The 20,427-nt window shown below is 38.9% G+C and carries 16 protein-coding genes; 7 read left to right on the top strand and 9 right to left on the bottom strand.

Annotation, left to right across the window (positions count from 1 at the left end; translation table 11 throughout):
* The first annotated feature begins 6 nt into the window (after nucleotides 1-6).
* Both mobC and ABDJ41_RS19950 read left to right on the top strand, forming a co-directional pair.
* Complete coding sequence (gene mobC / locus ABDJ41_RS19955) at nucleotides 7-2,058, top strand: conjugal transfer protein MobC (protein ID WP_349787882.1); 2,052 nt, start codon at nucleotides 7-9, stop codon at nucleotides 2,056-2,058.
* An 853-nt stretch (nucleotides 2,059-2,911) separates the two neighbouring features.
* Nucleotides 2,912-3,622 (top strand): LytR/AlgR family response regulator transcription factor, encoded by a 711-nt coding sequence (locus tag ABDJ41_RS19950; RefSeq protein ID WP_349787880.1) that lies wholly within the window; start codon nucleotides 2,912-2,914, stop codon nucleotides 3,620-3,622.
* Here ABDJ41_RS19950 and ABDJ41_RS19945 read toward each other — a convergent pair.
* From ABDJ41_RS19945 to ABDJ41_RS19905, 9 genes are all read right to left on the bottom strand, one after another.
* On the bottom strand, nucleotides 3,619-6,429 hold the full coding sequence (locus ABDJ41_RS19945) for a thiopeptide-type bacteriocin biosynthesis protein (protein WP_349787879.1): 2,811 nt from the start codon (nucleotides 6,427-6,429) through the stop codon (nucleotides 3,619-3,621). The genes ABDJ41_RS19950 and ABDJ41_RS19945 overlap by 4 nt on opposite strands.
* A 194-nt stretch (nucleotides 6,430-6,623) precedes the next feature.
* Nucleotides 6,624-7,199, bottom strand: coding sequence for a hypothetical protein (locus tag ABDJ41_RS19940; RefSeq protein WP_349787878.1), 576 nt, complete (start codon nucleotides 7,197-7,199; stop codon nucleotides 6,624-6,626).
* A 10-nt stretch (nucleotides 7,200-7,209) separates the two neighbouring features.
* Nucleotides 7,210-7,644, bottom strand: coding sequence for a hypothetical protein (locus tag ABDJ41_RS19935; protein ID WP_349787876.1), 435 nt, complete (start codon nucleotides 7,642-7,644; stop codon nucleotides 7,210-7,212).
* Between the two features lie 9 nt (nucleotides 7,645-7,653).
* Nucleotides 7,654-8,244, bottom strand: coding sequence for a hypothetical protein (locus tag ABDJ41_RS19930; protein WP_349787875.1), 591 nt, complete (start codon nucleotides 8,242-8,244; stop codon nucleotides 7,654-7,656).
* Nucleotides 8,245-8,359: 115 nt separating this feature from the next.
* Nucleotides 8,360-8,806, bottom strand: coding sequence for a hypothetical protein (locus ABDJ41_RS19925; RefSeq protein ID WP_349787874.1), 447 nt, complete (start codon nucleotides 8,804-8,806; stop codon nucleotides 8,360-8,362).
* A gap of 15 nt (nucleotides 8,807-8,821) precedes the next feature.
* Nucleotides 8,822-9,409, bottom strand: a complete 588-nt coding sequence (locus ABDJ41_RS19920; RefSeq protein WP_349787873.1) for a DUF8184 family protein — start codon at nucleotides 9,407-9,409, stop codon at nucleotides 8,822-8,824.
* Nucleotides 9,410-9,415: 6 nt separating this feature from the next.
* On the bottom strand, nucleotides 9,416-10,081 hold the full coding sequence (locus ABDJ41_RS19915) for a hypothetical protein (protein WP_349787872.1): 666 nt from the start codon (nucleotides 10,079-10,081) through the stop codon (nucleotides 9,416-9,418).
* Between the two features lie 54 nt (nucleotides 10,082-10,135).
* Complete coding sequence (locus tag ABDJ41_RS19910; RefSeq protein ID WP_349787871.1) at nucleotides 10,136-10,591, bottom strand: Imm26 family immunity protein; 456 nt, start codon at nucleotides 10,589-10,591, stop codon at nucleotides 10,136-10,138.
* Between the two features lie 99 nt (nucleotides 10,592-10,690).
* Nucleotides 10,691-11,473, bottom strand: coding sequence for a hypothetical protein (locus ABDJ41_RS19905; RefSeq protein WP_349787870.1), 783 nt, complete (start codon nucleotides 11,471-11,473; stop codon nucleotides 10,691-10,693).
* Nucleotides 11,474-11,868: 395 nt separating this feature from the next.
* On the opposite strand from ABDJ41_RS19905, the gene ABDJ41_RS19900 reads away from it, so the two are divergent.
* The 5 genes from ABDJ41_RS19900 to ABDJ41_RS19880 all read left to right on the top strand — a co-directional run bounded on the left by ABDJ41_RS19900 (nucleotide 11,869) and on the right by ABDJ41_RS19880 (nucleotide 20,386).
* Nucleotides 11,869-12,465, top strand: coding sequence for an RNA polymerase sigma factor (locus tag ABDJ41_RS19900; RefSeq protein ID WP_349787869.1), 597 nt, complete (start codon nucleotides 11,869-11,871; stop codon nucleotides 12,463-12,465).
* A gap of 96 nt (nucleotides 12,466-12,561) precedes the next feature.
* Nucleotides 12,562-13,746: a FecR family protein gene (locus ABDJ41_RS19895; RefSeq protein ID WP_349787868.1), complete on the top strand. Its 1,185-nt coding sequence runs from the start codon at nucleotides 12,562-12,564 to the stop codon at nucleotides 13,744-13,746.
* A 130-nt stretch (nucleotides 13,747-13,876) separates the two neighbouring features.
* The gene (locus ABDJ41_RS19890; RefSeq protein WP_349787867.1) at nucleotides 13,877-17,494 is read left to right on the top strand and encodes a SusC/RagA family TonB-linked outer membrane protein; all 3,618 of its coding nucleotides are present in this window, start codon (nucleotides 13,877-13,879) and stop codon (nucleotides 17,492-17,494) included.
* 10 nt (nucleotides 17,495-17,504) lie between these two features.
* A complete protein-coding gene (locus ABDJ41_RS19885) occupies nucleotides 17,505-18,878 on the top strand; it encodes a RagB/SusD family nutrient uptake outer membrane protein (protein ID WP_349787866.1) in 1,374 nt (457 codons plus the stop codon).
* The gene (locus ABDJ41_RS19880) at nucleotides 18,875-20,386 is read left to right on the top strand and encodes a TlpA family protein disulfide reductase (protein WP_349787865.1); all 1,512 of its coding nucleotides are present in this window, start codon (nucleotides 18,875-18,877) and stop codon (nucleotides 20,384-20,386) included. The genes ABDJ41_RS19885 and ABDJ41_RS19880 overlap by 4 nt, the downstream gene beginning before the upstream one ends.
* Nucleotides 20,387-20,427: the final 41 nt, after the last annotated feature.

The raw sequence follows: 20,427 nt of genomic DNA, 5'->3' as shown, positions 1-20,427 counted from the left end.
TTTTATATGAATACAGGAGAAGATGTGCAGGGCTTGCGTAAGATCATTGACCTGACCAGGTTAATCAGCATCGCCATATTAATCATTCATTTTTACATCGTTTGTCACCAGGCTTTTCAGTTATGGGGATTAACGGCAGAAATTACAGACCGTATGGCGGAAAATGTCGCACAGACAGGATTGTTTATTGGCCTGCTCAAAGCCAAACTAGCTGCATTACTGTTTTTGTGCATATCCCTGTTGGGGGTAAAAGGCAAAAAGGACGAGAAGATCCAAAGGAACACTATAGTGGCTTACCTGTTATGTGGCTTACTGGTATATTTGTTTAGCCTGCTGGTATTTTACCTGCCCGGGAGCATTCCCCTCATAGCTGGCTTGTATATGGGCTTAACTGTTACCGGGTATTTACTGATCCTTACTGGTGGCAGCTGGTTGTCCAGGTTGATCAAACTCAATTTAAGCAAAGATGTGTTCAACTCGGAGAATGAAACCTTTCCTCAGGAAGAAAGGTTGTTAGAAAATGAGTATTCGGTGAACCTGCCTACTAAATACAGGTTAAAGGGCGTGGTCAGAAATGGATGGGTCAATGTGGTGAATCCTTTTAGAAGCATTTTGGTGTCGGGCTCTGCGGGTGCCGGGAAGACGTATTTTGTGATCCGGCATATCATCGATCAGCATTTGAAAAAGGGATTTGCGATGTTTTTGTACGATTTTAAGTTTGATGATTTGAGCAGGATGGCTTATAATAAGCTGCTGAAATATCATCAAAATTATAAGGTCAAACCTGAATTCTTTGTGATTAACCTGGAAAATCCCAAGCATAGGTGTAACCCGCTTGATCCGGAAAGTATGGAGGACATTACCGATGCGACGGAATCGAGCCGGACGATTATGCTGGGGCTGAACAAGGAGTGGTTAAAAAAGACTGGGGATTTTTTTGTGGAAAGTCCGATTAACTTTTTAACAGCGATCATCTGGTATTTGCGTAAATATCAGAATGGGAAGTATTGCACGCTGCCGCATGTGATTGAGCTGATGATGATTGATTATGATCCTTTGTTTGCTTTGTTGCAACAGCAGGAGGAAATTAAGGCTTTGATCAATCCTTTTATTTCAGCTTACAGGAATAATGCGATGGCGCAACTGGAGGGGCAAATTGCTTCGGCTAAGATTGGGCTGGCGAGATTGTCTTCTCCTCAACTCTATTATGTGCTTTCGGGTAATGATTTTACGCTGGACATCAATAATCCTGATGCGCCTAAGATTGTGTGTATGGGGAATAACCCGCAGAAGATTGATACCTATGGGGCGGTATTGTCTTTATACGTGAGTAGGATGTTGAAGCTGGTGAATAAGAAAGGGAAGCTAAAGTCGAGTCTGATCTTTGATGAGTTTCCTACTTTAGTGGCTACGGGTATTGTGAGTACGATCAGTACGGGTAGATCGAATCTGATCAGTTGTACGCTGGGGATTCAATCTATTGAGCAGATGAAAAAGGAATATGGTGCTGAGTTTGCGGAAATTATTGCGGGGATTTCGGGTAATATCATTAGTGGCCAGGTGACTGGGGATAGTGCCCGGAAGCTTTCTGAGACTTTTGGGAAGATTATGCAGGATAGGGAGAGTGTGAGTATCAATAGCTCGGAAACTTCTGTTTCTAAATCTACGCAGCTGGATTATGCGATTCCGGCTTCTAAAATTGCGACTTTATCTTCCGGTGAATTTGTGGGGATTGTGGCGGATAGTCCTGGTGAAAAGATCGATCTGAAAATGTTCCATGCCCAGTTGCAGAATGATCATGAGGGGATAGCTAAAGAAGAAGCTGCTTATATGCCTATTCCTTTGATCAGGAAGGTGAGTTATGATGATTTGCAGGAAAATTACATCAGGATCAAGAATGATATTCAGAAGATTGTGAGGGCGGAATTGAAAGTGGAGGAGAAATCGCAGCCTGCTACAAAAAAGAAACCTAGGGCGAGGAAGCGACTGGTCAAGAAGTCTGTTCCTGCCGTTAAAGGGAAAACTAGTAAAGGACAGCAGCAGACTTTGTCTTTGTGATTTTTATTCGGAATGGTTTGGTTTTTGGGTTTAGTTTTTTACCTTAGATATTGAGAGCGTTAATTTAAAAAGCGGAGCTGGTCACCTGACTGGTTCCGTTTTTTTTTGATCGCTCATCATTCTAAATAGGCAACTACCAATTTTTTTTCTGAATTAAATTTTTACTTCAATTGCCCCTGTTTTTATTCTCGGCAGTCTATAGATAAAGAAGTTCATTGGAATAGGGGAAGCACTATTGAAGTAAAGCCACTCGTATGATTAAGCGATTTGACTAGTTCACTTTGCAATTGAAAGACATGGTAGGAATTGTGGTTACTGTTGCAGTGTTAGTCGTATTGTCAGTTTGTACGGATGCAATAGTTTGTATGAGTGAGCGGTTAATGAAAATAAATTTTGATTTGCGGCTGAGGTTTAAGTTTTTGGTTTTCATATGCTTGAGGTTTAGATTAACAATAGGAATTAATCATAAGCACAGGAAGCAACTAAGTGCTGCTTCCTGTTAAAAAATTGAACTAGTTCACCTTGCAAAGGTATGTTATAGTTGGATGTGTTGTCTGACTTGTTGTCGTCGGATCACTTGGAGCAGATGAAAAAGCTGTCGATTTGTTTTTGAATGTAAATTTCGATTTGCGGTTAATGTTTAAGTTTTTGGTTTTCATAATAATGAATTTAAAAATGAATAATTGATTTATAGGTCTGAAACCTTACCTAAAGATAAGTAGTTGGGGACAACCGAATTTTGAATCGAATGTGAATAGCAGGATGGCTTGCTGAACGACCAGATGGCTCCGTAAATGGTCGCTGAGAAGTGAATAATGATGGATAAAAAAATTGTGATGAATTAATGAAGAATTTGAGCTGTTATATAGTTGATGCCAGACCAGCGATTTTGGAATTGCTTTCGGGTTATGTGGAGATGACTCCAGGATTGGTATTGCTTGCGGGAGAGGGGAATCCGGTTAAGGCGATGAAGGCTTTGCTGAGTAAACAGGTACAGGCGGATATTACTTTTACGGATGTGGATTTACCGGGGCTGAATGGAATTGAGTTTGCCGGGGCGGTGAACCAGTTGACCAATCTTGTGTTTATCACTGAGAAAAGGGAATATGGCCCGGAGGCTTTTGAACACAATGTGATGGACTATATCCTGACGCCGCTTTCTTATTGCCGCTTTTTAAAGAGTATAGAAAAGCTGAAAACTGCGGTATTGGGCGGGAAGAAAAGAGGAGCAGATCTGCAAACGCCATTTTTGTTTATTCCTGGGGATGGAAAGGGCTCGTGGATCAAACTGATGCATGAGGATATTTTATACGTCAAGGCCGATTCAAATTATATGCACTTTGTAACCAGTGATCGAACAAGGATGTCTTATACGACCATGGAGCAGACCGAAAAAGATTTGCCTTCAGAGCTATTTGTACGCATCCATAAATCTTATATTGTCAATATTCAGCGGGTCACTAAAATTGATAGCCACACCGTTTATTTGTCAAACGGTGCGGAGTTACCAATTGGCCGTAGCAATAAATCTTTATTGATGCAGCGGGTTTTGAGGAAGCATTAAACCAATTCCTTATGATGGTGCTGTGCGGTTTTGATTTGTTTAACCAGGTAATTGTAGATGATGGTTTCATGAATGCGCTGATCGGAGGCAAAGAGCCGGTTGATGTGCATATGAAACAGGTTCGCAAACAGGTCTGGTTTTCGCTTGTCGTCTGTGATCGTCAGCATATTGACAAATGACTGTCTCAGAGATTTGAAGTACTGTATCAGGAATTCCGGAATAATGTGTCCTTGCTTATTGAATTCGTTATAGTTACTGTTCAGCATCTTAAAAAGTTTCGTATTCATTTCATGTTCTCGGTTATGCGCTTCACAAAATTTGGAAATGAGTTGTTGGAAATCGCTCGCATTTCGGAAAATCGCTTCGCCCGTTTCCAGCATCAGCATAAGGGTCAGATGGTAAATCATGGTTTCCTCAAGATGATTGCCAATACAGCTGAAGGCATAGCAGGAATCAATATGAAAATGCGTTTCTATTATAGGGTAGAGCTGGGCAGAATATTTTTCAATTTCCCGTTCATATCGGCATACTCGGATATCAGCGATTAAGCCGCAATCCATTTTTACTTGCATTAAACCTTCAGTAGCCTTTATGACCACGGATAGTTGACTACTATCAGGAATTCTTAAACGCAGGCGGATGTGATCACCGTTTTCATTGTACCGGATAAAAAACCATTCCGTTATGCTCTTTTGTTGGTTGTTCAATAATGTAGCAATTTCATTCAAGAGCAAATCATCTGTTTGCAGGAAATGCACATAGAATTCAAAGTAAAGCCATTCACTTCCAGGCAGGAAGAAACGCTGAATTGTATTTTTGTTTCTTTTCTCAAAGGGGATTGTTTGATAAATGCATTGTGTATGATAAAAAGACAAAAGAAATTCAGAGTTAAAGTCTTCTCCTCGTTGATTTTTGACTTGAAAGTTGGATGAGGTAAAACCTTCGTTTACCAATAATGTTTGTTTTGCTTTGAGGATTGAAATTAACATACGGATATCGCTGTCATCTTGCAGATCTAAAATTAGCGTTTGATCAGCATGACCAACTTTAATGTGGAAAGGAAGATTAATTTCTTTAACGTAATTCAAAAAGTTTTGCAGGTTTTGGAATTCTTCTCTGTATTCAAGTTTCCATTTTGCGGTCGAGATAATAATGTTTTTGTATTGTATTCTGGGGTAAAATAGCTGTCCGGGTATGGCCTGTTCAGGATCGAAAAGAAACCGGGTTTGTATGCCTTGCATTTGGACGTCACAAAGTAGTCTGAATAAAGAGAGGTCTGATCTGACATAGTTGTATGCTGTAGTGAGCCTGGGTATCAAACGTTTATTATGTTTCCGGGAAATCAAGTAAAGCTGATCTCCCATCACAGTAAGATCAATATCGTCTATACTGATGGGTTGCTTAGAGCAGTCATAATTCAAGATGGAAAGTTGAAAATCGTAAATCTGTGCTCTTCTATTAACATTATCTACGTTAATATCTCCTACATGAGCTATATCAAAGAATAGCACATCAGGATTCGCCTGCTGTTCTATTTCTGCAAGTTTGCGGCAGTTATCGAGGACTTGATCATTAACAATAGAAAATCTGCCCAATAATGTGTTTGCAGAACTACCTCCCAGCTGTTCCAGTAATATACCTTGGTCTGTTATGGAGAAAAGCATATTGATGCCATTTGGTAAAGGCATTTTCTGTTTTTTTAAGTCAATGGTCTCATCTTCAAGACAGATAACTTTTGATCCGTTTCCTTTTAACATTATTGGAGCCAGTAGTTCTCTGAGGTTAGTATCCTGGTTTATAGCGGACTTTGATTTGTTTTCCTGGATGTCTTTTATCAAATTAGATAGCCCTTTTTGTGATTCCAGAAACCCAAAGCCGATCCCGATTTCAGGATCGAGCGCTTGCATGATTGGAATACGCCTTTGATCGTATTTCTTGCGGAATCCAGTGATAAAATTGTCAAGATCTACCGTGTTTTTTTGTGTTGGTGCCCAATGGTGCAAAAAGTTAATGAGTTCTTGAAAGTCTTTTAATAAATACTCATTCAAGGCGCCGGATAATTTATGATATTCGGTAATGGTATAAACTGTAGAGGACAGATTAACCGGAATTTTTAGCCGCTGGAAATAATCCTTTCCTATGATATTGGGATGAAAATTGGTAATTAGTAGCTTTGCATCGATCAGATCGAAAATCAGGGGTTTGATGGAATTAGTGTCAAGGCAAAGCGGAATCAGCTCAGCGATCAGTAGGGTAAGTTTTAATGGCACTGAGCATAATTCGAGGATGCGCTCAATTACTGGTTCATAGCCGACATCACTCAATTCGAATTCCCTTCCTTCTTTATAGAGATACCTAATCTGATCGCCGATCCGGTAATAACTGGAATTGGCGAATACCAGTATATCGTGATCTGGTTTGTTTTTCCAAAAATCATTTAAATCAGCAATTTCCGGCCAGTTTCTGAAATGATGCGAAATTGGTTTTTCATTAATTACTATGGGCTCCTGGTCATTTTGAGTTAAACCACAAACACCAAATCCTGCAAAACTGCCATAAGGTGTTGCGCGGAATCTTGCCCTGTTGAAGTATTTTCCAATGGTGATCTGTACCCCTGATGATTGGTTTGGAATGTCACTTGGCTGTAAATCCCTGATCATTTCATAAAAGTCGGGAGAAGCATCAGCAATAGAGGCTTTAAGTGCTTCCCAGCAATCTTCCAGTTTGGCGTTTAGAGGAAACTGGGGGATTCTGAACAGTACAGTATCGTGCAGGTATAGTTTTGTTTTAATTTTGCCCTTTTCCATAAATCTGATTGAATTGAGTTTTCAGTCTGATTGACTGGTCTCAAAGATAATATGAGAAGGCTGGGGACAGATCACATACAGGGTAAGCAGCTATATTACTTGCTGAACAGCCGTATGGCTATGTAAAATACATTGTTAAAATCCTTTGAGGTTGCTGCGTCAACAACGTATCCTAGGGATGGCTGTTGTTTTGACTAAGATTCTTCCAATAGCATTTGAGCAGTTTGCAAAGTCTCGGCATCTCTTGCCATGCATTTAAGCATACTGATCTCATTTTGGATCAGGATGACTGATTTCAATTCTTTTCCTATCCATATTTTATCGGGATAGGAGAAGGGGTTAAAAAATTGGTTCCAATGCTTTTTTATGGGAACATACATGGCATACCCTTCAAGACGAAATTCCAGTTTGCTGTCAGTATTTTCTGCTATCCAATGCACATATTCGGTGAGAAGCAGCGTAGTCAAATTGAATTCAAAGGATTCCCATTGTTCTTTAATTTTGATGTATACCATAGGATCATAAGCGAATAGGTGATCTTTGCTGACCATAAATAAATCTGCAGGCCGGTTGTTGAGGATGAATTCGATGCTTGATTCGCTTTCTTCTAGGAGGGCAAAAAATGGATAGATGGTATCATTAGGGGATTTTACAAATGGAGAAACTACCTGAAAATAGTTCTGCTCAACTTCTTGGTTATCCAGTGATTCTTTGGGGAACAGCGTCTGGTGTAGGATTTGTAGCTTTTCTTTAAATTCCGAAATTGTCATAATTGTTGTTTTACTTTTTTACGCGCTTAAAAACCCTTTGTTCCCGATGGTCTTTATTTGAGCTTATAATATTTCCTTTTTCATCCCATCGAGCTGTTTTACTTCTTAAGTACAGTCTTCCTTTTATAATCTCCATTTCTATGCAGTCGTTTTGGTTTCTGACTGCCGGCAGGACAAGTAAGTTTCCTTTTAGTTGTACTTTAAATGTTTTGGTGGGGGCCACGCCTGTACCAATATCAGTAAACAGAGCATAATCTTTCTTTGGCTCAAAATATATCTTAACCGTATTGGTATAATGTTTTTCTTTACTCTGCCAGGTTCCTTCAAATGCCGATTTGATGGTATCAGGAATGCCTTTTGTTTGGGCAAAACAAAACTGAGTGCCGAGTAACAGGACTAGAAATGGTTGTTTTATTGCTGGATGTGTGTACTTCGAAATCATCATGATGGTGTTTTATTTTGACTGCATCAATGCTTTGTGTTTGTAATACAGTTTCGAGCATCTTTTAGAAAAATTAAAATATGTTTTATCACTAAAGCCGGTTAAGTAAGTTTTATTAAACCACAGTTTTGTTTTGATGGTGGGGATTTTTACCAGTTTTCCTTGTTGATTATTGGCCAAGTTGTCGTAGAAATTCCAATTGCCTATATAGTCACCGGTGAGTAAATTGACACTGGATTCGCCACTGCCATCGTTGTTGGCCGGGCCAAATTCGTAACGGCTCATGCCTATTAATTGGACTTGCTTTGTTTTTTTATCATAACGAAACTGGTTTTTGTATCCTGCCCGCATCCAATGGTTTTGAAACTCAAAGCCGTTTTTTGTTGCACTTACACCGCTTTGCTGGTTCAGTATTTCTATGGGCTGGCTTGTTATGGGCTTGTATTGCTGAGAGGAAAGCTGGCATACAATAACTGACTCATCTGTATCCAGATAAATGGTGTCGTTCTTTCCGTCAAAATCAATGTCTTTAACCAGTTTTTGCTGTGCCCTTGCCTGCGCAATAGACAATAGGATAAGGAGTAAGGTAGTGTAGATTTTCATTTGTATTTTTTTATTTATAAAACCGAAAATTCAACACCATTGTATCTTTTTTGATAAATCGAAATATCCAAAGGCTCATTTTTTTCTACTGCCATCAAGATTTCATTTTGAAACCCTACTTCCTGTTCCAGTAAATGGTTCCAGTATTCGGTTCTTCTGAGAAATTTTCGTAATGGTCCAGCGTGTCTATAATACCAAGAAAAAGTGCAACTACACTTGCCTTTTTTTTGGTATCAGCCACAGCATTTTCAAAAGCATCCAATATGAAAATTGATATCTGTTCAAGTTCTTCATAGTCATCTGCATATTCGTCTACTTCAGCATTGCTTTTTTCAATTGCCTGGCTGTAACTTTCTGTTTTTTGGTTAAGTATATCGGTTCTTAGCTGATTTTTACTGACATTGATTCCAATATACCTGTTAATAGCTTCCTCAAAACCGGGCAATAGATAATAAAATTCCATGACAGCAAGTTTTACATTTTTAGCTTGTTCTGCCGATAAACGCCCGAATACATTTTGTAAGTTTTCCGTATGCTGTTTAATATGTTTTACGATGTCCATAAGGTAGGTTATGATCTATGCTTCAAATAATACTATATTTTTTATGCCATTAATAACCGTTTGGGGCAATGAGATTGCCCACATTATTGTTTCTTCGGTACTTTGGCAAACGATACTGTTTCCTTCAAAATAAAAAGAATTCAAAGGCAGTTTCTGAAAGGGATATTTTATAACAAAGGATTGTTCTTTTTCAAATAATAAGGTGAGGAAATCTATGGATGAATAATCAACTATTTTAATTAATCTGATGCTTTTAAGCACTCCTTTTTCTAATGAAATTTCAATTTTGGTAGTGTCATTTTCGGCAAACCGAATTTCATTTGCATTTAACAGCAACATTTCATTTATAATTGCTCGGTCTATAGGAAAGGAAGATGCAATTATAATGCTTTTCCTTTGACTTGTGAACTGCAGTCCATTATTTAAAGCAATTAAATCAAAAATAGGTACACATCGTGGATCTCCATAAGGATTGGTATCTATTTCAAATTGTTGGCTATCGAAATTGAAGAAAAATCGTTCTCCAAGTACGATACTGAACTCCTTTATGGATGGGTCGAGTACAATTGTTGCTCCCTTAGTTTTTATTTTTTTCTCACTCATTTTTAATTACTTAATTTTAAGTATGCCCAACTTACCGTTATAGAAATAATTTCCGTTTTCTGTAATTAGGTAACACTCTGTTGTAGACTTAAACTTTTTTCCGCCAATCTGGTAATAAAACATTTCGTGCATGGTTCCAAGCCTTCCGGTATTTGTCCATTTGTAAATTATGCTTTCATCAAACTCATTCAGCTTCTTTAATTTTTCATCCATTTTTACATCCGCAATGTTCCTGGTTGCAATAGTGTCAGCTTTTATTTTTGAGTTGTAATCAGGTGCTAAAAACATGATATCCTTGATGATGAAGTCATTTTTTTCGTTGATGTAAACTGATGATTTTGAATCTAAGGTTTCAGAAAGATACGTTTTGCCGTTAAATACATTTTTAAGCGCAAAGCTGTTTTTTATGCTTACATCAGTCGCTGTTTTTCCATTACTGCCTGGATTTTTAGTTTCGGAGTAATTATGATGAGGCATTTGCGTTAGATAGACCGAGTCGCTTAAAAACGTAATGTAAGGAAATAGTGACACTGAATCTTTTTTCTCAATGAAAATAACCTCCCCGTTTTCAATTAGTTTTTCCAGGGTTAAAACATCTGGATGCTTATCCTTACTGGTACAAGAATGAAAAAGAAAGGCTGTTGCCAAAAGTAATGTGGTTAGTTTTTTCATGTTTGTTCTTTTTTCAAAACCCTTATTTGTCTTTTAGGCTTGTTCAGAAGCTTTTTATTTATTTTTATTCCTCCAAAAATCAATTAATCTCTTGATATCAAAATCAGATTGTGAACTGTACCAAGGATATGGATTATCACTATTGTCTATGTTCTCCTGTCTTCCATCTAAATAATAAAACTTTGGTAATTCTTTCGGTCCCATATTAAATTTCAATTCGCTATAATCTTCTGGCACAAAATCGCCCGCTCCATTTTTAACAACATCAAAACCTTCCTCTCCTAAAAAAAAGATACTATAAGAATCAATTATATGAGGATAGTGTAAACGCTCTTTTTTTATTGCCTTGTCATAGTCGTGTTTTTCGTGGCTAAAATAATTGAACACTTCAATCACATCTCCAAAATCATCTTTTGCAATTACCCTTGCAAATGCATATTCATTTGAATCTAACAGGATACTAATAACGTCTCCTGTTTGTAAAACAATTTTTCTTTTTTTCTTTGCCATAATCAAAATATTGCTCTTTTAATAGTGAACTTTTGCACTTCCATTTGGTTCTTCTGACCAGATCTAAGCTTGCCCCATATTGTTCCGATCGTTTTAATTTTATTGTGCCTGGGTGATCTTGACTTTGTAATATTCATACGTGTTACCTGTTTCTTTGTATTGGATGACTTCTCTAAAATAAAAAATATCATCGGCTGTCCAGAATCCTTTTTCAATGACACAAAGCCATTTATTATATTTCTTTTTAAAGATTTGATCAAGCTCAAATACTTTCTGGAATTTACCATTTTTCTTTTCCTGGATGAAATGATAAAAGCATTCCTGACCTTCAAATACTTTGTTCAGTCTGTATTTGCCACCAGGAGAAGTGCTGACCAGATCTGGATTACCAGCATCATAGGTCTTTTGTCCAGTTTTCAGATCAAAGCTTACATCTATGGTATGGCCTCCTTCCAGGAGTAATATGTCTTCGCTTGGAAAATAGGCAACAAATGTGCAATCCTCTAATTGATCGTTATTTCCAGAAGTGCTGCCGTTGCGAAAATTGATCTTACTGACCCTTAAACGACTGTCCATTTCCTTGAAGTCAACTACTCCGGTCAGTAGCTTTTGTACGGTATTAAAATCAGTGATTTTCTCTAACGGTTTGCTCACTTTTTCTTGTTGAGAGGCTGTGTTAAACTGAGCTGCGGTTATTTTTTCTATGGTTAAAGTGGCTGGAAGGGGTATACTTTTAACTGGGGGAGTTGCCAGAATTGTAACTGGTTCTTTTATGGGTTTTGGATCAATTGGGTTTTTCGTTTTTATTTTCTGCTCACAGGAAATGATGACTACTGGCAGTAAAACAACTGCAGGTATTTTTTTCAGAAACTTGATATTCATTTTATCGAAATTTTATAAGAATGCTCTTTTTTATATCCATTGCTTGTACGATTTGTTACCCCATATTTTGTCTTTTTTTCCATTTCCAGTCTTTCAATTTCGATTAGTCGGAAACGAGCTTTATATCGTTTAATGTAGTATCGGCATGTATTTGGTTCATTTTCAGCTGATGATTTTCTGTCTTGGAACCTGAATTCATCTGCGACTGCGCTATTTTTTCTGCGATCAAAAGGCGAGCCATTTTTTCATAAGTACCTGTTTTCTCTGAGGATAGGGCAACCAGCAAATTGTAACTGTTTTTATTAGGTTTTTGAAAATAAATCTTTAGTATTGCTTTGGAATTTGATTATTTTAAGGGATAAATTCCATTCATTACTAACAAGCAAATAAACCAATTGGCAAATATACCGGAGATACTGCCTGATGAACAGCGCCTTTTAAAGCAGATTGCTGAAGGGGATGCGTATGCGTTTCGCTCGGTGTATGACCATTACCACAGAAGGGTTTATACCTTTTCGCTGAAGTATGTAAAATCTGAGGCCCAGGCGGAGGAGATTGTTCAGGAGGTGTTTATGCGTTTCTGGTTGATGGGGTCTCGGGTGACTGAAATAAAGCATCTGGGGAATTACCTTTTGACAATTGCGCGTAACCGTGCGATGGATGCGATGTACCGCAGGCAGCTGGAGATCCGGGCGGATTTACGGATGGGAGATGACTGGAAGGAAATTCATAATGATACCGAGGAGCTGATTTTGTTGAATGATACGCGTAAGGTTTTACTGGATGCGGTGGAGTTATTGCCTCCTCAGCAGAAACGTGTTTACCAGTTGTGTCACCAGCAGGGTTTGAAGTATGAACAGGTGGCCAGTGAACTAGGTCTATCCCAGCAGACGGTTCAGCGTCACATGAAGCTGGCGCTTCGTTTCCTGCGCAATTATCTTCGTGAGCATACCGATGTGGCGGCATTGATTGTCATCTTTAAATTGCTGTAAAAAAAAATATTTTATTTCTGATTGCCCCTGTTTTGATTCTCGTCAGTCTATAGAGAAATGGGCGTGTTTTGCGCTTATGATAACGGACTCAAAAAAATGAATAAAGACAGGATCATATACTTACACGGGCGCTACATAGAAAATGCGCTTTCTACGGCTGAACAGTTGGAGTGGACGGCTATACTAGAAGATGAAGTGCAAAGGGATTTTGTAAAGGAACTGATGGAGGGGACTTGGCATGGGATGAAAGCTGAGGAGGATCTGGAGCTTCGGGGGAACCGTTCTGAGGAGATTTATGCGCAGGTGATTGCTACGCCTCGTGAGGAATTGAAGCTTAGGAGGCTTTGGCCTAGGATTGCTGCGGCTGCGGCGGTGGTATTGGTATTGGGGGCTGGTTTGTTTTATTATAATCAGAAGGAGGGAATTAAGCCCGGTTCGGAGATCGCTGTGGTGCAGGATGTTGATCCGGGTGGTAACCGGGCTTTTTTGACTTTGGCTGATGGGAGAAGGATTGCTTTGACGGATGCGGCTAGTGGTCAATTGGCAAAGCAGGGGGGGATTACGGTGAGTAAGACTGCGGATGGTGAGCTGGTTTATGAGGTTAAGGGGAATGATCATGCTGCGGTGGAGGATGTGAGCTTGAGTAATACGGTGGAGACGCCTCGTGGTGGTCAGTACCAGGTTAAATTACCCGATGGAACGAGGGTTTGGCTGAATGCGGCTTCAAAACTGGTGTATCCGGTGAATTTTAAAAGTTTAAGCAAAAGGGAGGTGGTTTTGACGGGTGAGGGTTATTTCGAGGTGGCCAGGGACAAATCGCGTCCTTTTGTGGTACATGCTGCGGGTCAGGCTGTTCAGGTGTTGGGTACGCATTTTAACATTAGTGCTTATACCGATGAGGATGTGGTGAAGACGACTTTGCTGGAGGGTAGTGTGAGGGTGAGTGCTTTGGCGGGTGGGAAACTGGAGAAGGTGCTGGTGCCGGGTGAGCAGTCGGCTTTAAAGGGTGATAGATTGAAGGTTGCTGAGGTGGATGTACAGGAGGCTGTGGCCTGGAAGAATGGGGTGTTTATTTTTGAGGGGGAGACGGTGGGCAGTATCATGCGTAAGCTTTCGCGCTGGTATGATGTGGAGGTGGTGTATGAGGATAATTTGGCGGATAAGACTTTTAGTGGTTCTATGGGACGCTATGAGAAGATTTCGCAGGCTTTGCATATGATTGAGATGACTGATCTGGTGCATTTTAAAATTGAAGGGAGGAGGGTGATCGTGAGGAAATAGGCTACTAGAGTGTTGGATGGATCACTAGAAAAAGGAGCCGGGAGTACTTGCGATACGCCCGGCGAGGTTTGGATCTGTCCTGAATAATTTTTGAGAATCAACTGAACAAGAACTAAACTAGACAAATGTAATGAATTTTAATGACCTGAAGTGGTCGAAGTCTTTGCGGTATGGCAAGGGCTGGACTGTGGCTGGAAAGGGTTTTTCGGGTTTTCCTGGAGCCGGATCTGGCTGGTTAAGGGGGGTAATTATGAGATTGAACCTGATCATATTTTTTTTAACTGCGATGCTGATGCAGGTGAGTGCGATTAGTACGGCGCAGATTACTTTATCTGAGCATAAGACGCCTTTACTTGCGGTAATCAAGAGCTTAAAGAAGCAGAGTGGTTATCACTTTTTTTACAATGACCAGAATTTAAAGGAAGCTAAACCGGTGACGGTGAGTCTGAAGAATGTTTCTTTGGAGGAGGCGCTAAAGGCTTGTATGGAGGGGCAGGAGCTGACCTATAAGATTGAGCAGAAGATGGTGGTGATTAAGCAGAAGCCTAAGAGTTTGCTGGATAAGGTGATGGGCAGATTTTTGTTGTTGGATGTCAAAGGTGTGGTTCGAGATGAGAAGGGGGAGGCTTTGGCTGGTGCTACGGTGAGGGTGAAGGGTACGGATAAGGTGGTGATGACGGGGAGTAAGGGGGAGTTTGTACTGGTGGGTGTGGAGGAGAATGCGGTGCTGGTGATTTCTTATCTGGGTTTTGAGAGCAGGGAGCTGAAGGCGCAGAAGGATATGGGGGATATAGCGATGGTGTTGGCTTCTGGGGAATTGGATGAGGTGAGTGTGGTCGTAAATACAGGTTTTCAGTCGCTGCCACGTGAACGCGCAACAGGTTCTTTTGTAGTTTTAGATAGCACATTGTTAAATCGTAAAGTATCTACTAATATTTTAGATCGATTAGACGGAGTAACGAGTGGTTTGATATTTAATAAAACAAGCACTCAGGATGAGAAGATCTCAATTAGAGGCCGGAGCACAATTAATGCATCAGCTGACCCACTGATCGTGGTTGATAATTTTCCGTATTCCGGTAGTATCGAAAATATCAACCCCAATGATGTGGAATCAATTACCGTGCTTAAGGATGCCGCAGCAGCAAGTATCTGGGGAGCGCGATCAGGGAATGGCGTAATCGTAATTACCACCAAAAAAGGTAAGCTGAATGAGAAAATCAATGTATCCTTTAACGCCAATACAACAATTGGAGATAAGCCCGTTATTTATTACACAAAAAACTACTTGACCGCGGAAGGTTACATTGAGGTAGAACAGTTTTTGTTTGACAAAGGCTTTTATAATTCATTGATTAATAATACTACTTCCCGGCCAGCCTTAACACCATCTGTAGAACTGATGCTGCTGCGACGTAATGCAACCAATAGCACAGATAGTGCGCGAATATTAGGACAGCTTAATGATCTGAAAAATTATGATGTCCGGGAGGACTTTGATAAATACGTTAATCGAAAAAGCGTAAAGCAACAGTATAATTTGGCATTCAGAGGTGGTGGTAGCAACTATACATTTACTGTATCCGGCGGATATGATAATAATAAAGACCATTATATTCGAAACGGAGATCAGCGTTTAACCTTTAATACTTTAAATTCCTACAGACCTACAGAAAAGCTGGAATTTACAACGGGCATTACGTACGTAGAGACGGAAAGGAAAGGCAATGCAGGTGGTTTGATTTTCGGAAGTGGGGGTACAAATTACTATAGTGACCGAGCACTTTATCCTTATGCAAGACTCGCTGACGAAAATGGCAATCCTCTTTCTACTACAAAAAATTATCGACAGTCTTACCTGAACAGCTTAGCCGGACTTGGCTACCTGGATTGGTCTTATGGTATCCTGGATGAAATACAGCGAAGTAACAATTCTACTAAATCAGATAACCTGTTTTTCAGGAGCAGTGTAAAATACTCTTTTGATAAATACCTGAATGTTGAACTACAATACCAGTATGAACGAGAAAATGCGAATACACGTAATCTGTCCGATTTAAGTACTTATTCAACCCGTAATCAAATCAACAGGTATTCACAACGCAATGCGCAAACGGGCGTATTTACCTATCCCATTCCCAAAGGGGGCATCCTATCCATGATCAATAATAAGATCTCGGCTTACAATATCCGAGCACAGTCCAATTATAACAGGAAGATTAAGGGATTGCATGATGTAAATGCAATACTTGGAGCAGAGATCAGACAGGTTCAATCAGACAGATATTCCAGCACATCTTATGGTTATAATGACGAGCTTGGTACGGCAATTAACAATTTGAATTTCTCAAACAGTTTCCCCCTTACACCCTCCGGTTCAGCTGTGATTCCAGATCCTTCTGGGTTTAGCTTGGGAACAATGAACCGTTTTATTTCTTACTATTCTAACATTGGTTATACATATGATGAAAGATATACCCTTACTTTAAGTGGTCGAAAAGACGGGACAAATCTATTTGGGGTCAAAACCAACCAAAAAGTCACACCTCTATGGTCTGCCGGATTAAAATGGAACCTGAGCAACGAGTCCTTTTATAATTTTGAGCTATTGCCTTACTTAAGTTTACGAGGTACCTATGGATTTAACGGCAATGTTTACAATCAGTCGGCATACCTGATTGCCCAGTATGGTTTAAATGCCCAAATTTCTGGTTTGCCAGGAGCTGTGGTGGTTTCCCCTCCTAATCCTGAGCTTCGCTGGGAGCGTGTGCGCAATTCTAATATTGGCATCGACTTTCGTACAAAGAGAAGTATTGTTTCAGGTTCATTAGAGTTGTACTATAAGGACGGTTTGGACCTGATTCAAGACCAATATCTTGCTCCATCGACGGGCTTTAGTACGTTCAAGGGTAATTCTGCTAGGGTGTCGACCAGAGGTCTTGATATAACTCTAAGCTCTCGAATTATAAGGGGAAAGCTAAGCTGGACGACAGATATTCTTTTTAGCCGAATTAGTGATAAGGTGAAAAATTTTGATCGCAATTATAGTTCCACAGATGTGGTTTCCGGTTCTGGATTAATGAAACCAGTCGTTGGTAATTCTTTATACGGTCTATACTCTTATAAATGGGCCGGATTAGATGCTGGAGCAGGTGACCCTCTTGGATTGTTAAACGGGGAGAAAAGTAAAGATTATCTCAAGATCATAAGTACTGCTAAGATCGAAGACTTAGTTTATCATGGCTCTTCACGTCCGCAAACTTTTGGGGGCCTGCGAAATTCAATAGGTTGGAAAGATCTTTCTTTTTCATTTAATATCACGTACAAGTTAGATTATGTGTTTAGGAGGACGGGGATGAGTTTGAATCTACAGGATATAGCGACTAACGCACCACATTCAGATTACTATCTTAGATGGAAGGCTCCGGGTGATGAATTAAATACCTCAGTGCCATCATTAGTATATCCTTCGAACATTAATCGCTCAAATTTTTATAAATATAGCGAAATACTGGTGGAGAGTGGTGACCACATCCGTTTTCAGGATATTAATCTGAATTATAACTTAAAGAAGGAAAAATATGCCTGGTTACCCTTGCGATCGATGCAATTATACTTTTATGCAACAAATTTTGGTATAATATGGAGGAAAAACAAGCAACAGATCGACCCTGATTTTAATGACATTTTTACAATCAACTATCCGACACCAAAGAGTTTTGCTATTGGGATTAATGGAAGTTTTTAAAAGAATAATTATGAAGACATTTATTACACTATTTATAACTGTTTTGTTATTCAGCTCATGCGATAAGCAAAATGAGTGGCTTGAAGTCAAGTCGAATAAAAAAGATGTGATACTATCTACCGCTGCAGACTATCAAGCGGTTTTAGATAATTTATTTAGACTTAATTACAATCAGGCTTCATTCGGAATGCTTTGTACAGATAATGTTACTGCTGATCTGGCATTATGGCAACAAGCTGATGAGCCATCTCGAAATGCCTATATTTTTGCAGAGCAAATACTTGGTACCCCTTCCGCTCCATCAATTGGATGGTCATCTGAATACAGTAACATTGCAAGTTGCAATATCGTAGTTGAGGGCATTCAAAGGATAAGGAATAATGTAACATTAGCTGAATACAATAATATACTTGGTTCTGCATTATTTTTCCGTGCTAACAATTACTTTTCTCTTACCCAAAATTTTTGTACTCCATATAATGACAAGGCCATAAATTCCAGCTTAGGAGTTCCTATACGGCGAACCACTGACGTCAACGAGAAATCTGTTCGGCCAATTTTGAAGGAAAACTATGATAATATTCTTGACGATTTAAAAAATGCTGAAAAGTTGTTGCCAGATCTGCCTGCTTATCAGACCCGCCCATCCAGGGTAAGTACGTTGGCTCTCTTGGCTCGTGTTTATCTGACAATGGGAAAATATGAGGAATCTCTTTCTTGCTCGGAGAAAGCCTTATCAATCTATAGTGAATTAATTGATTATAATACCTTAAAAGAGAACGACGAATTTGTATTCCCGGTATATCCGAACAATAAAGAAATTCTTTTTTTTGCAGGGAGTAGCACTTATCATCCATTGTATCGGTATCAATATACTCAGGTTAATTCGGAGCTATATAATTCATATCAGGAAAATGATCTTAGGAAAATTCTTTTTTTTAAAAAGGGTAATGGGGGTATTATTCTATTAAAAGGGCAATATACCGGTGAATATTCTATGTTTTCTGGTTTTGCTACGAATGAACTATATCTGATGAAAGCCGAGTGTCAGGCAAGACTTGGGTTTACTGAATTGGCGATGGAAACTATTAATTACCTTTTGAAAAATCGTTGGCGGAAAAATACTTTTGTACCGTTGCCTGCTATCAATGCTGATGCTGCTTTACACATAATTCTTGATGAAAGGCGAAAGGAAATTCCCTTTTTATCGAACATGCGGTGGCAAGACCTCAGAAGGTTAAACCAAGAACCTCGTTTTGCAAAAAAAATAGTACATAGACTAGATAATGTAGATTACGTTTTAGAACCCAATAGCCCAAAGTATGTATTTGATATACCCTTTAATGAGATTGAGTATAGTGGGATTCAACAAAATATACGATGATAAATTCAGTTAAGGTAACAGCATTGGTATTATTCTATCATGTATTATTTGCCAATCCACTAAAAGCAAATACATGTATACAAAAATTCAGTGATAGACCTCCGAATAAATTCAATTTAAGTATACATTTTATCGATACCAAAGAGATTGATTCAGTGCGAATGATTGTTTGGGAGCAATATTTCACTGGGAGGCCTATCGCCATTTTCCCACGCAAGGAGTATACTGTTGTTGGTAAGAAAGGATCATTCAACTTTGTTATCTCCAACGTCCCTAAAACCTTTTATTTCACATTAGTTGATGTTAAAGGGAATAGCATTTTTCCCATAGAGCTTGCTTCTGGGCCTCTTTTGGGAACTACAGGAGATATCGTTAATTGCAGGGTTTCTAATGAAAAGGTCAATTTTAGTGGGGCTAATGAGAAGCTCTATAACTTTCAGCTCCTTTCTCGCAAGGTTGAGAGAGAACTCACAAATGCTTATATGGGAAGTTTTTCACTTTCAGTGAAGGATGTAGCATCATTTGCAAGAATTTATGAGAAGTCTTCAATGTTTCAACATGCCATAATGAATGCTCAATTAGCTGTACTTAGTGGATTCGAAAAGGGTTTTTATGAAGACTTAAATCTTTTGTTAAAAGCAGATATAATCGGCGCTCGTCTCGACTTAATCAGCGAAAATTATAGAAATAATGTCCGCCTATACATCAACAAGCAATTTACCGAAGAAAAAGATAGAGAAGAAGCTCGAAACAGACTTAAAAAACTATATGTTCAATATACGGTAAATAAGCTTGGAATTGAATTCCCTGATAGTATAATGGAATATTCAAAAGCGTACATTCCTTATTTAATTACTAAAGCCAAAATCGAGCAGTTAACTGAAGTGCAACCTGATGTAATGACATCTATTAAAAATAATTACCAGGGAAGTATTAAAGACAAGCTAATCGCTTACTATTTAGCTACGAACTACGAACAATTGGATAATTTGAGTTCTACTCTTGATAGGGAAATTGAGGGTTTAACAACACCACGTTATAAATCAATTCTAAAAAAACTAAAGACTAATTTTTCTTTTGGATCTAGTGTTTATCAATTTACCCTTCCAAATGCAGGTGGCGAGATGGTAAGGCTTTCTGATTTAAAGGGTAAAATTGTATTAATCGATTTTTGGTTTACTGGATGTACAGCCTGCTCTATCCTTTATAAGGATATTCTTAAAGACATAAAGCAATTGGTAGATACTTCTAAGGTAGCATTTGTTAGCATTTCAACAGATAAACAAAAGGATCAATGGTTACGAAGTGTAGAGAGTGGAAAGTATACTTCACCAACTGCAATTAATCTTTATACTGAAGGTAAGGGATCAGATCATGAGGTGATTAGACAGTTCGATGTAAATGCCTTTCCTAAACTAGTATTGATTGATAAGAATGGGAAACTTTTGTCGAATAACAAACAATTGTTAAACCGTGATTTTTTATTGAAGTTTTTACGAGCTGATTAAGGAAGGAATTAATCTAATTCGCTATTGGATATAATGCCAAT

This window comes from Pedobacter sp. ASV1-7, from assembly GCF_040203335.1.
In the GTDB taxonomy this organism is placed as follows: Bacteria; Bacteroidota; Bacteroidia; order Sphingobacteriales; family Sphingobacteriaceae; genus Pedobacter.
The sequence above is the reverse complement of the archived record's forward strand: the minus strand, read 5'-3'. Positions and strand labels throughout refer to the sequence as shown.

Bases quoted from the DNA above. Each gene is read 5' to 3' on its own strand.
- ABDJ41_RS19890 (WP_349787867.1), top strand. From the start codon at position 13,877: ATGAATTTTAATGACCTGAAGTGGTCGAAGTCTTTGCGGTATGGCAAG.
- ABDJ41_RS19945 (WP_349787879.1), bottom strand. From the start codon at position 6,429: ATGGAAAAGGGCAAAATTAAAACAAAACTATACCTGCACGATACTGTA.
- mobC (WP_349787882.1), top strand. From the start codon at position 7: ATGAATACAGGAGAAGATGTGCAGGGCTTGCGTAAGATCATTGACCTG.
- ABDJ41_RS19880 (WP_349787865.1), top strand. From the start codon at position 18,875: ATGATAAATTCAGTTAAGGTAACAGCATTGGTATTATTCTATCATGTA.
- ABDJ41_RS19915 (WP_349787872.1), bottom strand. From the start codon at position 10,081: ATGAAAAAACTAACCACATTACTTTTGGCAACAGCCTTTCTTTTTCAT.
- ABDJ41_RS19910 (WP_349787871.1), bottom strand. From the start codon at position 10,591: ATGGCAAAGAAAAAAAGAAAAATTGTTTTACAAACAGGAGACGTTATT.
- ABDJ41_RS19925 (WP_349787874.1), bottom strand. From the start codon at position 8,806: ATGGACATCGTAAAACATATTAAACAGCATACGGAAAACTTACAAAAT.
- ABDJ41_RS19920 (WP_349787873.1), bottom strand. From the start codon at position 9,409: ATGAGTGAGAAAAAAATAAAAACTAAGGGAGCAACAATTGTACTCGAC.
- ABDJ41_RS19930 (WP_349787875.1), bottom strand. From the start codon at position 8,244: ATGAAAATCTACACTACCTTACTCCTTATCCTATTGTCTATTGCGCAG.
- ABDJ41_RS19895 (WP_349787868.1), top strand. From the start codon at position 12,562: ATGAATAAAGACAGGATCATATACTTACACGGGCGCTACATAGAAAAT.
- ABDJ41_RS19940 (WP_349787878.1), bottom strand. From the start codon at position 7,199: ATGACAATTTCGGAATTTAAAGAAAAGCTACAAATCCTACACCAGACG.
- ABDJ41_RS19885 (WP_349787866.1), top strand. From the start codon at position 17,505: ATGAAGACATTTATTACACTATTTATAACTGTTTTGTTATTCAGCTCA.
- ABDJ41_RS19905 (WP_349787870.1), bottom strand. From the start codon at position 11,473: ATGAATATCAAGTTTCTGAAAAAAATACCTGCAGTTGTTTTACTGCCA.
- ABDJ41_RS19935 (WP_349787876.1), bottom strand. From the start codon at position 7,644: ATGATGATTTCGAAGTACACACATCCAGCAATAAAACAACCATTTCTA.